This is a genomic window from Nocardia sp. NPDC003979 (assembly GCF_053605015.1).
In genome coordinates, this window is record NZ_JBSGIJ010000003.1 from 106,222 (window position 1) to 122,047 (window position 15,826).

Consider the following 15,826-nt stretch of genomic DNA (forward strand, 5'->3'; position numbering starts at 1 on the left):
ATGGACTGGCAAGAGCTCGAGGCTTTCCGGATCCTCGCGCGGGAGTTGCATTTCGGGCGGACCGCCGAGCGGCTGCACCTGTCGCGTGGCCGGGTGAGCCAGCTGATCAAAACGCTCGAGCACCGCATCGGCGCGCCGCTGTTCGACCGCACCAGCCGCCGGGTCTCGCTCACACCGATCGGCAAGCGTCTGTTCGCCGATCTGGAACCGCATCACCTCGGCATCGTGGCATCGCTCGCGCGGGCCACCGACGCCGCACGCGGTATCGGCGGCACCCTGGCAGTCGGGTTCTCCAGTCCCTTGGCCGGCGAGGCGATCCTGCGGATCGCGGACGCGTTTCGCACCGACCATCCCGACTGCGAGGTGGTGGTCTGTGAGGTTCAGCTGTCGGATCGCTACGGCCCGTTACGCGCGGGCGACCTCGATCTGGCTCTCATCGAATTCCCGGTGGACGAACCGGATCTCGTCTCCGGGCCCGCGATCTTCTTCGACCAGCGGGTCCTCGCCGTGTCGACCGGACATCGCCTGGCCGACCGCGACGCGGTGAGCGTGGAGGATCTGAAAGGCGAAACCAGCATGACGATCGCTGGTCTGCCCCAGTACTTCCTGGACGAGTTCATTCCGTCGCCGTCGGACGGCACCCGGCCGATCGAGGCCGCCACGTCGTGGCAGGAACTGCTCACGCTGGTCGCGGCGGATCGCGGTGTCGCGGTATGTGCGGCGCAGGGGGCCGACTACTACGCCCGGCCCACACTCACCTATTTGCCGTTCGCCGACATACAACCGGTCGCCTACGGTTTGATCTGGCGCAGCAGCGGCGAGACAGCAATGGTCCGGGCCTTCACCCAGACCGCCATCGAGACCACCGGAACCGCAGGCGAAGCAACAGCGCTGGCTAGTGCGGCAGCAATGCACCAGGGTCGAAGGTGACCTCGAAGGGCGCTCGTACTGTCACCGAGGCACCCGCTGACGCGCGGTGGGTCAGTGTGTATTCGCCATCGGCGCCGAGCGAATACGCGAACAGCACCGGCAACCGTTCGTCGGCCAGGCGGCTCTTGAACGGGTTGATCTCGAAACGCCAGTACGTGGGGATGCCTGCCTGTGCGTACAACACCGGCTTCACCATCCGATCCTGCAATGTCGTCGACTTCGACACCACTTCGACGGCGAGTTCGACCTGCCCGACCGGCACCCCACGACCGTGCCAATCGATCGGACCCGCGACCACCATCAGATCGGGAATCGGCTCGTCATCACCGATGAGCATGCCGACGCCGTCCAGCACCAACCGGTCGTCTGGAACAACCGCGTCGAACACCTGCGTGAGCCGCTTGATCAACCACTGATGCATCGGCTTCGGGGCGGCATTCACGACGAGCTGACCATTGAGCACCTCATATCGCAAACCGTCATCGGGCAACTGATCGAGATCAGCGGCAGTCCAATGATCGGAGCGCGGCACAGGCATCGCCATACATACACCTCCGACCTCGTCGAATGCACCGCGCGCCGCCCGCGTCGGCCGATTCGAGTCTAGACGCTGCGAGAAGCATTCGGCAGGTTCGCGCCGTTCGCCCAGCAGGTGTGATCCCGCTGGGCGAACGGTCGTCACCTACTCGGCGATGATCACCGTCACCTCGCCATCGGCGGCGTCGGTCGCCTCGCCTGCCACCACGAACCAGTGGGTGACCTCGCCGTCGGCCAGGTCGTCTTCGACCGAGGCGTCGGGCAGGACCGACAGGGCGCCTGCGGTGGCCGAGACCAGGAATTCCTGGATGGCGGCGGGGCCGGAGGCGTGGGTGGTGTAGGTGGTGCATTCGTAGTCGATGCCGTGTTCGTCGCGCAGGCGTTCGGCCAGGGCGACGGCGTCGGACTGGGTGAGCACCGTTGTGGTGTCGCCGGCGACCTGGACGAAGGCCGGGTGGTCTTCGGCCAGGGGGCGGATGCGGTCGGCATAGGAGACGGGATGCGCTGCGGCTGCGGCGATCTCGTCTTCCACGTCGGGCAGGACCAGCCACTCGCCTGCCACCCCGGCGACCGGGGCCGCGCTGATGCCGAACGCCGAACCGGCGGCGGCCAGCTCGACTCCGGTCAGGTCACCCGCGAACAGCACCGCGGCACCGGCCTTCTGCACCGCCCAGGCGGCGAGCACCGAATCCACGCCACGCGGCAGCGACACGGCGACCACGTCGCCCGGACCGGCACCGCGCGCGATGAGCACGCGGGCCAGCTGCGAGGACTTGCGATCCAGGGCGCTGTAGGCGATCTCGCTGTCACCGCGCAGCAGAGCGGGTGCCTGCGGGTCGGCTTCCACGACCTCGGCCAGCACCTTGGCCACCGTCTGCGCGCCGACACCGGTCACCGAAGCGGGCGCCGAACCGGCCGCTGTCACACCGGATTCGGCGAGCAGCTTGGCGCGTTCGGTGGCATCGAGGATGTCGATGTCACCGACCAGGCCGGTCGGGTTCTCGAGCAGTTCGTCGAGCACCCGCAGCAACCGGGCGGACAGGGTGCGGACCTCGTCCTCGGTGAAGGTGCTGCGCAGGTAGCGCATGGTGATCTCGATGGTCGACTCGGCCATCACCACCAGCGTGAGCGGGTAGTGGGTGGCGTCGTCGAGGCCGACACCGGTGACCTGCATGCCGTCGATCGAGCTCGCCGCGGTGACGGCGTCCTTGTCCATCGGATAGGACTCGAACACCAGCAGCGTGTCGAACTGCGAACCGGCACCGGCCACCCGCTGGATGTCGGACAGGCCGACGAAGTGGTGGCTGAGCAGTTCGGCCTGCTCGGACTGCACCTTCTGGGTGAGCTTCTCCGCCGTCATCCGGTCGTCGATCTGGATGCGCACCGGCAGGGTGTTGATGAACAGGCCGACCATCGACTCCACGCCGGGCAGCTCGGCCGGGCGACCGGAAACGGTGGCGCCGAACACCACGTCGTCGCGGCCGGTGAGGCGCCCGACGACGATGCCCCACGCGGTCTGCAGCAGCGTGTTCACGGTGACACCGAGCTCGCCGGCGAACTTGCCGAGCGCCCGGGTGCGGTCGTTGTCGATCTCGACGACGACCTTGTCGATCTCGAACCGTTCCTCGGTGCGCGGCGGCGGCGCCAGCTGGGTGGGTCCTTCCACCCCGGCCAACGCGTCGGCCCACGCCCGCAGCGACACTTCGCGATCCCAGCCCGAGAGCCAGGACAGGAAGTTGCGGTAGGACGCCACGCGCGGCAGGGCGGTGAGGTCGCCGTGCACCGCGTAGAGCACGAGCAGGTCGCGCATGAGCAGCGGCATCGACCAGCCGTCGACCAGAATGTGGTGCACCGTGATCGACAGGTGCGCCTTGTCCTCGGCGGTCTTGAACAGACCGAAGCGGATCAGTGGCGCGGTCGCCATGTCGAACTGGTTGGCCCGGTCGGCGGCGAGCAGTTGCTGCATGCGCGGCATGCGCACGTCCTCGGGCAGCTCGGTCAGATCGACCTCACGCCACGGCACCTCCAGCTCGCCCAGCACCACCTGCACCGGCTGACCGGCCGAGTCGGTGACGAAGGCGGTCCGCAGGTTCGGGTAGCGGTCGAGCACGCCCTGGGCGGCCTTGCGCAACCGCTCGGCGTCGAGGGTGCCGGTCAGGTCGAGCACGGCCTGCACGGTGTACACGTCGACGGTCGCCGAGCTGATCATGGCGTGGAACATCAGGCCCGCCTGCAGCGGCGAGAGCGGCCACACCTCCGACAGCGCGGGGTACTCGCGTTCCCACACATCCAGATCGGACTGGTCGACGCGCACCAGCGGCATGTCGGACGGGGTGAAACCACCCGCGTCGGACCGCTGCGCGTGTGTGGCGAGCGCGGTGAGCGCGGCCACGAACAGGTCGGCGAACTCCTGTGCCCGCTCGGCGGAGAGCAGTCCGGTCGGGAAGGCGATGTTCGCGCCGAGCTGCGGGCCCTCGTCGCCGTCGTCGACGATGGCGTTGATGTCCAGCGTCGCGTTGGCCGGCATGTCGAGGTCCATCTCGGCGTCGAGCTGACCGAGGTCGGCCACCGGGATCCAACCGAGTTCGGCGAGTTCGGCGGGGATCTCGCCCGTGCCCGCCCGGCCCAGGTAGTTGAAGCTGATCTGGCCGACGCTCGGCAGATCGGCACCCTGCTCGGTGAGGTACTTGAGCATGCCGTAGCCGATGCCCTTGTCGGGCACCGCGAGCATCTGCTCCTTGACCGACTTGATCACGTCACCGAGCACGGCGCCGCCCGCGAAGGCGTCGTCGAGGTCGGCGCCCGCCAGGTCGAGACGCACCGGGAAGGCGGTGGTGAACCAGCCGACGGTGCGCGACAGGTCGGCACCGGCGACGATCTCTTCCTGGCGGCCGTGGCCTTCCAGCTTGATCAACGCCGCGGTGCCGGATTCGTCTCCGCGCCAACGGGATACAGCCAACGCCAAAGCGGTGAGCAGACCGTCGTTGACACCGCCGTGGTACAGGCCGGGGATCGCGGTGAGCACCGCGTCGGTGACCTCCGGCGACAGGGTGACCTGCACCCGGTCGACGGTGGCGAAGGTGTCGACCTTCGGGTCGAACGGACGCGAACCCAGCAGCGGGTCGGGCGTGGTGGACACCTCACGCCAGAACGGCAGTTCCGTGCGACGGTCGGCGGCCTGCTCGACCAGGCTGTGCGCCCAGCGCCGCATGGACGTGCCGTTGGCGGGCAGGTTCACCGGCTGACCCGCCGCGATCTGACCCCATGCCATGCCGAGGTCCGGGATCAGGATGCGCCAGGACACACCGTCGATCACGAAGTGGTGGCCGACGATGAGCAAGGCGTCGCGACGGCGCGGGCTCTGTGTCGGCGCGCCGAAGGCGAACCACACGAACTGCACCATCGCGGCACCGGCCGGGTCGAGGCGACCCATGGCCTGGTCGTACTCGGCGCTGGCCAGGGCGGACAGCTCCTCGTCGGTGACGTCACCGGACACCTCGACGCGACGCACCAGGGCGCTCACATCGACCGCGCCCGGCGCCAAAGCCTCGAACTCCCAACCGTTCTCACCACGGGCGACCCGCGAGCGGAGCACATCGTGGTGATCGAAGACCGCACCGATGGTGGCGTGCAGCACCTCTTCGGAGATGTTCTCCGGCAGGCGCAGCACCATCGACTGGGAGAACCGGTCGTAGGTGGAGCCGCTGCTGAGGATCTGGCGCATGATCGGCAGCATCGGGATGTCGCCGACACCGCCGCCGGGCAGTTCCTCGAGCACGATCTGCTCGGTGTCGCCCGCCAGTACCGCGATCTCGGCCAGGCCGGCCACGCTGCGCTTCTCGAACACGTCGCGCGGCTTGAACAGCACGCCACGGTCCTTGGCCCGCGAGACCAGCTGGATGGACAGGATCGAGTCACCGCCGAGAGCGAAGAACGAATCGTCCAGGCCCACCGCGTCGACACCGAGCACCTCGGCGAAGACGGCGGCGATGATCGCCTCGATATCGCTTGTCGGCGTGCGGAACTCGCGCGGGGCGAGCACCGGTTCGGGCAGGGCGCGACGGTCCAGCTTGCCCGCGGGGGTCAGCGGGATCTCGTCGAGCACAATCACCGAGGCGGGGACCATGTGCGCGGGCAACTGCTGCGCCACGAACTCGACCAGGGCGGCGGGTTCGACGGCACGGCCGGGGACCGGGCGCACATAGGACACCAGGATGGTGGCGCCCGCGTCGGTGGTGCGGCCGATGGTGGCCGCGAAATCGACGTCGTCGTGTGCGGTGAGCACGGCGTCGATCTCGCCCAGTTCGATGCGGAAGCCGCGGATCTTCACCTGGAAGTCGTTGCGGCCCACGTATTCCACGACGGGCTTGCCGTTGACGGTGCGCCAGGCGACCACGTCACCGGTGCGATACAGGCGCGAGCCCGGTTCACCGTAGGGGTTGGCCACGAAGCGTTCGGCGGTCAGGCCGAGGCGGTCGTGGTAGCCGCGTGCCAGCGGCACGCCACCCAGGTACAGCTCACCGGAGACACCCTCGGGGACCGGATGCAGGCGGCTGTCGAGGACCAGCACGGTCGCCCCGGCGATCGGGCCACCGATGTTCATGGTGTCGCCGGGCAGCAGTGCGTCGGACAGGTTGGTCGCGATGGTCGCCTCGGTGGGGCCGTAGGCGTTGTAGAACCGGTGGTGCGCCGGGTCGGTGCCCGCGCTGTGCCAGTTCGCCACCAGGTCGACCGGCGCCTTGTCGCCACCGACGATCAGGGCCTCCAGCCCGGCCAGCGCCGACGGTTCCATCGACGCCGCGACGAGCGGGGTGAGGAACACGTGGGTCAGGCCCTGGCCGACGATGATCTCGGCCAGTTCCTCACCACCGACCACGCCGACCGGCGTGATCACCAGGGTGCCCGCCGACCCGACGGCCAGCAGGAACTCGAGGATCGACGCGTCGAACGACGGCGAGGCGAACGCGAGGGTCCGCGCGTCCTTGCCGAGCCCGAACTGCGCCACCTCGGCGGCGGCGAAGTTGGCCACACCGGTGTGGGTGACGACGACGCCCTTGGGCAGACCCGTCGAACCCGAGGTGTAGATCATGTACGCCGTGTTGTCCGCGCGGACGGTTCCGCGACGGTCCGCGTCGGTGATCGGCTCCGCCGACTGCGCGGCGACCTGCGTGTGCAGTGCCGCGTCGTCGAGGACGAGCCAGTCACCCAGCGCGGGCGCGGGCAGGTGATCGACCTCGGCCGACACCGTAATACCAAGGGCCGCACCCGAATCCGACATCATGTGCGCGATGCGCTCGGCCGGGTACTTCGGGTCGACCGGCAGGAACGCCGCACCCGACTTGATAACCGCCCAGATGGCGAGGGTGGTTTCCAGGGACCGCTGCATGGCGATGGCGACGACCGTCTCCGGTGCGGCGCCGCGCTCGATGAGCACCCGGGCCAGACGCGAGGACGCGGCGTCGAGCTCGGCGTAGGTCAGCGAGCGGACATCGCCCGAATGCCCTGCCGAGAGCGCGCGGAGCAGGCCCGTGTCGACGGACTCGCCGGGGGCGACGATCGCCTGACCGGTCGGGTTGGCCGCCACAGCCTGGGCCAGCAACTCGGGCAGCGTGCTCGTCGCGAGCGCGGGACCGCCGGTGCGGGTGAGCAGTTCGGTGCGCTCGACGCTGTCGAGGAGTTCCAGATCGCCCACCGGGGTGGTGGTGTCGGCGACGACCTCGGCGAGCAGGCGGCGGAACCGCTGCGCGAACTTCTCCACCGTCGACTGATCGAAAAGAGCACTCGCGTAGGAGAACTCGGCGTAAGCACCGGCCTCGTCAACTGCCCCGGCCTCGCGGACGGTGAGCAGCAGGTCGAACTTGGCGGTGTCGACGTCGAAATCGACCGCCGAGACCGAAAGTCCGGGCAGTTCGAAGCCGGCGTCGGGCAGGTTCTCGAACGACAGCGCCACCTGGAACAGCGGGTGCCGCGCGGTGGAGCGCTCGGGGTTGAGCAGTTCCACCAGGCGCTCGAACGGGATGTCGGCGTGGGCGAAGGCGGCCAGGTCGGCCTCCTTGGCCTGGGCCAACAGGTCGCCGAAGCTCTGCTGTCCGCCGACCTGCGTGCGCAGGGCGAGGGTGTTGACGAACATGCCGATCACGTCGTCGAGCTCCGCCTCGCCACGACCGGCGATCGGGGTGCCGATGACGATGTCCTCGGTGCCCGACAGGCGCGCCAGGAAGATCGCCAGCGCGGTGTGCACGACCATGAACAGCGTCGCGTTCTGCTCGCGGGCGATGGCGGTGAGCCCGGCGTGGACGTCACCGTCGATCGGGAACAGCACCCGGCCACCGGCGAAGGACTGCGTGCTCGGACGCGGCCGGTCCAGCGGCAGGTTCAGCTCGTCGGGCACACCGGCAAGCGCGCGCTTCCAGTACGCGGCCTGCTGGGAGAGCAAGCTGTTCTCGTCGGTCTCCGAGCCCAGCACCTCGCGCTGCCAGATGCTGAAGTCGGCGTACTGCACCGCCAGCGGCGCCCAGCCGGGCGCCTCGCCTGCCGCGCGGGCGGCGTAGGCGATCATCACGTCGCGGGTCAGCGGACCCATCGACCAGCCGTCGGCGCTGATGTGGTGGGCCACGAACACCAGGACGTACTCGGTGCTCGCGTCGGTACCGACCGGCGACACGACCCGCATCAGCTTGGCGCGCAACGGCACTTCACCGATCACGTCGAAGCCGGTGGTGATCAGTTCGGCGATCTTGTCCCGAACCTGGTCGGGCACAACGTCTTCCGGCGTCAGGTCCGGCACATTGCCCTCGACCGGCAGGATCACCTGGTGCGGGGTGCCATTGGCCGACGGGTACACCGTGCGCAGCGTCTCGTGCCGCGCGAGCACGTCGGCGACGGCGAGTTGCAGCGCCTCGACATCCAGCGCGCCCGACAGGCGGACGGCCACCGGGATGTTGTTCACCGAGGAACTGGTGTCGAACTGGTTGAGGAACCACATGCGCTGCTGAGCAAGCGACAGCGGCACCTGATCCGGGCGCGGCCCGGCGACCAGCGCGCGACGCCCACCGGCACCGGCACCCTGCTCGACCTTCACCGCGAGCCCGGCCACCGTCGACGCCTCGAACAGCAGGCGCACGGGCACCCGGCTGTCCAGGGCGGCGCCGAGGCGGGCCGCGACCTGGGTGGCCAGCAGCGAGTTGCCGCCGAGGGCGAAGAAGTCGTCGTCGGCACCGACGCGCTCGACGCCGAGGACGTCGGCGAACACGCCCGCCACGATCTCCTCGATCGGGGTGGACGGTGCGCGGAACGCCTGGGCCTCGAACTCCGGCTCCGGCAGCGCCTTGCGGTCGAGCTTGCCGTTCACATTGAGCGGCAGCGCGTCGAGCACGACGAACGCGGCGGGCACCATGTACGACGGCAGGCTCGCGGCCAGCGTCGACTTCACCTGCGCCACATCCACATCCGCACCGACCAGGTAGGCGACGAGACGGTCACCGGTGCGCGGATCGGACTTGGCGATGACGGCCGCCTGCGCGATCTCCGGCAGCGCGAGCAGCGCGGCCTCGATCTCGCCGAGCTCGATACGGAAGCCGCGGATCTTCACCTGGAAGTCGGTGCGGCCCCGGTAGTCGAGTTCGCCGTTGTGCCAGGCCACCAGGTCACCGGTGCGGTACATGCGGGTACCGGTACCGAACGGGTTGGCGACGAAGCGGTCGGCGGTCAGATCGGCGCGGCCGAAGTAGCCGCGGGCCAGCTGGGCGCCCGCGAGGTACAGCTCGCCGGCGACACCGTCGGGTACCGGGCGCAGCCGCTCGTCGAGCACGTAGACCTGGCTGTTCCATTCGGGCGAACCGATGGACACCGAACCCTGGTCGGCCGCGTTCACCCGGTGCGAGGTGATCGAGACCGCGGCCTCGGTTGGGCCGTACAGGTTGAACAGCTCGGTGCGCGGGAACGCGGTGCGGAACCGCTGGGCCAGCGAACCGGGCAGCGCCTCACCGATGGCGAGGACCCGCCACAGCGAATCCGGCATGCCTGTGCTGAATGGCGCCGAGCCCGAGGGCCCTGCGTGGTCACGCTTCGCTACCGCCTCCGGGCCCGCCAGGCGCGGCGCGGAGGCCAGCAGCGCGTCCAGCATCGACGGCACCACGTGCAGCGTGGTGACCCACTCGCGGATCATCAGCTCGTTGAGGTAGGCCGGGTCGCGATGCCCGTCGGGCGCCGCGATCACCAGGCGACCACCGCACACCGCCGCGGACCAGAACTCCCAGACCGAGAGGTCGAAGGTGGCCGCGGTCTTGAGCAGCACCGCGTCGGCGGCGTCCATGCCGAATTCGACCAGCTTCCACTGCAACTGGTTGGCGATGGCGCCGTGCGGCACCGCGACACCCTTCGGGCGACCGGTCGAACCGGACGTGAAGATCACGTACGCGGTGTTGTCCGGGCGCAGCGGCTCGGTGCGCTCGTCGTCGGAAACCGGTGCGGCGCTGAGGTTCTCCAGTGCGAGTTCGTCGATACGCACGACCGGTGCGGCGTCGGTGGTGAACTCGTCGTTGGTGAGCACGCAGACCGGTGCCGCGGTGGTGAGGATGTAGTCGGTGCGCTCGGCCGCCTGATCGGGATCGACCGGCACGTACGCGCCACCGGACTTGGCCACCGCGTACATCGCGACGATCAGATCCACCGAGCGGCGCATGGCGAGCGCCACCCGTGCCTCCGGGCCGACACCGAGCGAGATCAGGTGGCGCGCGAGGCGGTTCACCTTCGCGTCGAGTTCGGCGTAGGTGAGCTGGTTGCCGTCGTCGGTGACCAGGGCGGTCGCCTTCGGATCGGCGGCCACGGTGGCGTCGAGCAGCGAGACAAGGGTGGCCTCGGTGTCGACCGGGTTGGCCGTGTTGTTGCGGCCGTCGAGCAGTTCGGCACGCTCGGCGGGGGCGAGCAGTTCGATATCGCCCACGGCGGTGCGCGGCGTGGCGACGATCGCCTCGAGCAGGCGCTCGAAGCGGCGCAGGAATCCCTCGACCGTGGCGCGGTCGAACAGATCGGTGGCGTAGGTGAGCAGACCCGAAATGCCTTCGGGCTCACCGGTTTCGTCGTAGACGTCGCTGATGATGAGGTGCAGGTCGAACTGCGACAGGTTGCTGTCGATGTCCAGGCCCGCGACCGTCAGACTCGGCAGTTCCAGGGTGGCGCGGCTGAGGTTCTGGAACGACAGACCTACCTGGAACAGCGGGTGCCGGGCGGTGGAGCGCACCGGGTTGAGCACCTCGACGAGCCGCTCGAACGGCACGTCGGCGTTGGCGAAGGCGGCGATGTCGTCTTCGCGCTGGCGGGCCAGCAGGTCGGTGAAGGCCTCACCGCTGTCGACCTTGGTGCGGAACACCAGGGTGTTGACGAACATGCCGATCATGTCGTCGAGCACGGCCTCGCCACGACCGGCCATCGGGGTGCCGATGGCGATGTCGTCGGTGCCGGACAGGCGCGCGAGCAGTACCGCGAGGGCGGTGTGCACGACCATGAACAGCGTCGCGCCCTCCCCACGGGCCAGCTCGACGAGCGCGCGGTGGGTCTCGGCGCTGATCCGCACGTCGACCTTGCTGCCCGCGAAGCTCTGCACGGCCGGACGCGGCCGGTCGGCGGGCAGGTCGAGCTGGTCGGGCAGCTCGGCGAGGGCCTGCTTCCAGTAGGCCACCTGCTTGCTGGCCATCGAGTCCGGATCGTCCTCGCTGCCGAGCAGCTCGCGCTGCCAGATGCTGTAGTCCGCGTACTGCACGGGCAGCGGCGCCCAACCGGGTTCGGTTCCGGCCGCACGGGCGGCGTAGGCGGTCATCAGGTCACGGGTCAGCGGGGCGACCGAGGAACCGTCACCGGAGATGTGGTGCACGACCATGGCCAGGACGAAGTCGTCGCTGTTCTCGACACGGAACAGGGCGACCTTCAGCGGCACCTCGACGGTGACATCGAAGATCGTCGACAGCAGCTCGCCGACAGCGGATTCCACCTCGTCGGCGGCGACGGTGCGCTCGAGCAGTTCCGGCGCGGCCTGCGCGGGCGACAGGATCACCTGCGCCGCACCGGCTTCGGTCTGCGGGTAGACCGTGCGCAGGATCTCGTGGCGGCTCACCAGGTCGAGGATCGCGGCGCGCAACGCGGCCACGTCGAGCTCGCCGGACAGGCGGACCGCGACGGGCACGTTGTAGGCCGCCGACTGGGTGTCGAAGCGGTTGAGGAACCACATCCGCTGCTGGGCCAGCGAGAGCGGGATGTGCTCCGGACGCGGACCGGCCTTCAGTGCCTTGCGGTCACCGGTCTCGGCGTGCTGCTCGATGCGGTGCGCCAGCGCGGACACGGTCGACGCCTCGAACAGCAACCGCACGGGGATGCGGGTGTCGAGTGCCTCGCCGAGGCGGGCGGCGACCTGCGTGGCCAGCAGCGAGTTACCGCCCCAGGCGAAGAAGTCGTCGTCGAGACCGAACCGCTTGTCCTCACCCAGGCGCAAGACCTCGGCGAAGGTGGCGGCCACGAGCTGTTCGCTCGGGCTCACCGGCGCGCGGAACACGGCCTTCTCGACCTCGGGCTCCGGCAGCGCCTTGCGGTCGAGCTTGCCGTTGGCGTTCAACGGCAGGGCGTCGAGCTGCAGGAACACGGTCGGAACCATGTAGGACGGCAGCTCGTCGGCCAGCGCGTTACGCAGCGCGACCTTGTCGATCTCGCCCGCGTCGGCCACGACGTAGGCGACGAGTCGATCGCCGACCACCGGATCGGTGTGGGCGAGCACGGCCGCCGCGGAGATGGTCGGCTGACGCAGCAGCGCCGCTTCGATCTCGCCGAGTTCGATACGGAAGCCGCGGATCTTCACCTGGAAGTCGGTGCGGCCCCGGTAGTCGAGTTCGCCCTCGGCGTTCCAGGCCACCAGGTCGCCGGTGCGGTACATGCGCTCGCCGGTGGTGGAGAACGGGTCGGCGACGAAGCGGTCGGCGGTCAGATCCGCGCGACCGTAGTAGCCGCGCGCCAGCTGGGCACCGGCGAGGTACAGCTCGCCGGAGACACCGACCGGAACCGGGCGCAGACGCGAATCCAGCACGTAGACACGGCTGTTCCACTCCGGGCCACCGATCGACACCGACACCTGGTCGGCCTCGGTCACCGCGTGACTGGTGATCGAGACCGCGGCCTCGGTGGGGCCGTACAGGTTGAACAGCGCGGCCGTGTTGGCGGTGCGGAAACGCTGCGCGGTCGCGGCGGGCAGCGCCTCACCGATCGCGAGCACCCGGCGCAGCGTGCGCGGCAGGGCGGCACCGGACTCGGTGAGCAGCGCGTCGAGCATCGAGGGCACCACGTGCAGGGTGGTGACGCCGGTGGCCCGCATCAGGTCGTTGAGGTAGGCCGGGTCGCGGTGGCCGTCGGCGGTGGCGACCACCAGGCGGGCACCGGCGACGGCGGCGGTCCAGAACTCCCAGACCGACAGGTCGAAGGTGGCCGCGGTCTTGAGCAGCACCGCGTCGTCGGCACCGATGCCGAATTCGGCCGTCTCCCACAGCAACTGGTTGACGATCGCGCCGTGCGAGACCGCGACACCCTTGGGCTTACCGGTGGAGCCGGAGGTGAAGATGATGTACGCGGTGTTCGCGGGCACGAGCGAACGCCCGGTGATCACCTCGGCGCTCACCGCGCTCAGGTCGAGGTCGTCCAGGACGACCACTTCGGCCGCCGCCGTGGTGAATTCGGCACTCACCGTGGTCAGCACGACAGCCGGTGCGGCGGCTTCCAGGATGTAGTCGGTGCGCTCGGCGGGCTGATCGGGGTCGATCGGCACGTAGGCCGCGCCCGTGCGGGCCACCGCGTACATCGCGATGATCAGCTCGGCGGAGCGGCGGATGGCCAGGGCAACCCGGTCCTCGGCGCCGATCCCGCGCTCGATCAGGTACCGCGCGAGGCGGTTGACCTCGGCATCGAGCTCGGCGTAGGTGAACTCGCGACGACCCGAGACGATTCGGCCGGACGCGACAGCGGCGCGTGTGTCCGCGTCGTCGGACTCCGGCTCGTCGACGACCAGCGCGATCGCGTTCGGTGTCGCCGCCACGGTGGCATCGAGCAGCGACACCAGGGTGGCGTCGGTGTCGACCGGGTGCGCGGTGTCGTTCCACGCGGTGACGATCCGCTCGGCCTCCGGCTCGGCGAGCAGGTCGATGTCGCCGACCGGGACGCTCGCGTCGGCGGTGACGGCGTCGAGCACCCGCACGAAGCGGTCGGCGAAGCTCTGCACCGTCGACTCGTCGAACAGGTCGATGGCGTAACCGAATTCGGTGACCAGCTGGGCCGGTGCGCCGTCGTCGGTGTAGCGGTCGTACAGGGTGACGTGCAGGTCGGTCTTGGCCAGCTGCGAGTCGTAGTCGACCGGGCTCACCGTGAGACCGGGGAGTTCGAAGGTGGTCTCGGCCAGGTTCTGGAACGACAGACCGATCTGGAACAGCGGGTTGCGCGCGGTGGAGCGCACCGGGTTGAGCACCTCGACGAGGCGCTCGAACGGCACGTCGGCATTCGCGAAGGCTTCCAGGTCGCGTTCGCGCACATCGGCGAGCAGCTCGGCGAAGGAGGCGCCGGAGTCGACGGCGGTGCGGAACACCAGGGTGTTGACGAACATGCCGATCAGGTCGTCGAGTTCACGCTCGCCACGACCCGCGATCGGGGTGCCGACGGCGATGTCGTCGGTGCCCGACAGACGCGCGAGCAGCACGGCGAGCGCGGCGTGCACGACCATGAACAGCGAGGCGTTGTTGGCGCGGGCCAGGTTGTGCAGGGCGGCGTGCCGGTCGGGGTCGATCTCGAAGCGGATCGCCTTGCCCTGGAACGACTGCGCGGGCGGGCGCGGCCGGTCGGCGGGCAGTTCGAGCTGGTCGGGCAGGCCGGCCAGCGCCTCGGTCCAGTACGCCACCTGCTTGGCGGCCAACGATTCCGGATCGGATTCGTCGCCGAGCACCTCGCGCTGCCACAGCGCGTAGTCGGCGTACTGCACCGGCAGCGGCGCCCACTGCGGTGCCTCGCCCTGGGCGCGGGCCACGTAGGCGGCCATGATGTCGCGCGCCAGCGGGCCCATGGAGGAACCGTCGGCGGACACGTGGTGCACGGTGAACGCGAGCACGTAGTCGGTCTCGCTCAGTTCGAACAGCGCGACCGCGAGCGGCACCTCGCGGGTGACATCGAAGGTGGTCATCGCGAATTCGACAACGGCACCGAGCAATTCGGACTCGTCGACCTCGATGTGGTGCACCTGCGCGCTGATCTGCGAGTTAGGCAGGATCACCTGGCGCGGGCCGTTGGGCGAGGCCGGGTAGACGGTGCGCAGCATCTCGTGACGGGCGAACACGTCGCCGATGGCCTGCTCGAGCGCGGGCACATCGAGGTCACCGGTGAGGCGGACCGCCAGCGGGATGTTGTCCACCGCGGAGGTGGAGGTGTCGAACTGGTTGAGGAACCAGTACCGCTGCTGAGCAGGCGAGAGCGGGATGACCGCGGGCCGCTCCCCCGCCTTCAGGCGCGGGCGGGCGCGGCCGGAACCGGCGTTGTGCTCGGCGCGGGCGGCCAGTGCCGACACGGTCGAGGCCTCGAACAGGTCGCGGACCGCGAGCTGGGTGTCGAGGGCGGCGCCGATGCGGGCGGTGACCTGGGTGGCCAGCAGCGAGTTGCCGCCGAGTTCGAAGAAGTCGTCGTCGGCACCCACGCGGGTCACGCCGAGCACGTCGCCGAAGGTGCCCGCCACGATCTCCTCGATCGGGGTCGAGGGCGCGCGGAACACCTTGGTCTCGAACACCGGCGCGGGCAGCGCCTTGCGGTCGAGCTTGCCGGAGGCGTTGAGCGGGAAGGCGTCCAGGATCACGAACGCCGTCGGCACCATGTACGCGGGCAGGGCGCTGCCGAGTTCGGCGCGCACCGCGTCGATGTCGACAGTGGAACCGGCCGACGGGATCAGGTAGCCGACGAGCTGGTCGCCGAGGCGTTCGTCGCCACGGACCACGACCACCGACTGGGCGATCGCGGGCAGTGCGGTGAGGGCCGACTCGATCTCGCCGAGTTCGATGCGCAGGCCGCGCAGCTTCACCTGGAAGTCGGTGCGGCCCAGGTACTCGAGCTCGCCCTGCTCGGTCCAGGTGACGAGGTCACCGGTGCGGTACATGCGGGCGCCGTCGGTGCCGAACGGGTCGGCGACGAAGCGGTCGGCGGTGAGATCGGGGCGGTTCACGTAGCCGCGGGCCAGCTGCACACCGGCCAGGTACAGCTCACCCGCGACACCGACCGGGACCGGGTGCAGGCGCGAATCCAGCACATACACCTGGGTGTTGAACACCGGCGCACCGATCGGCACCGAGGTGGT

At 69.6% G+C, this 15,826-nt stretch carries 3 protein-coding genes (1 of these 3 cut by a window edge); 1 reads left to right on the forward strand and 2 read right to left on the reverse strand.

The window, feature by feature from the left end; genetic code table 11:
- Positions 1 to 930, forward strand: a complete 930-nt coding sequence (locus ACWEVR_RS07460; RefSeq protein ID WP_452466226.1) for a LysR family transcriptional regulator — start codon at positions 1 to 3, stop codon at positions 928 to 930.
- Here the strand turns inward: ACWEVR_RS07460 and ACWEVR_RS07465 are convergent.
- On the reverse strand, positions 896 to 1,612 hold the full coding sequence (locus ACWEVR_RS07465) for a Uma2 family endonuclease (RefSeq protein WP_452466227.1): 717 nt from the start codon (positions 1,610 to 1,612) through the stop codon (positions 896 to 898). The genes ACWEVR_RS07460 and ACWEVR_RS07465 overlap by 35 nt on opposite strands.
- A protein-coding gene (locus tag ACWEVR_RS07470; protein WP_452466228.1) for a non-ribosomal peptide synthase/polyketide synthase crosses the window boundary here: on the reverse strand, positions 1,613 to 15,826 show its final stretch. 29,871 nt of this gene lie beyond the right edge of the window; only the last 14,214 of its 44,085 coding nucleotides appear in the window; the start codon falls outside the window, past its right edge — the gene reads right to left on this strand; it ends in the stop codon at positions 1,613 to 1,615. It lies immediately after the preceding gene.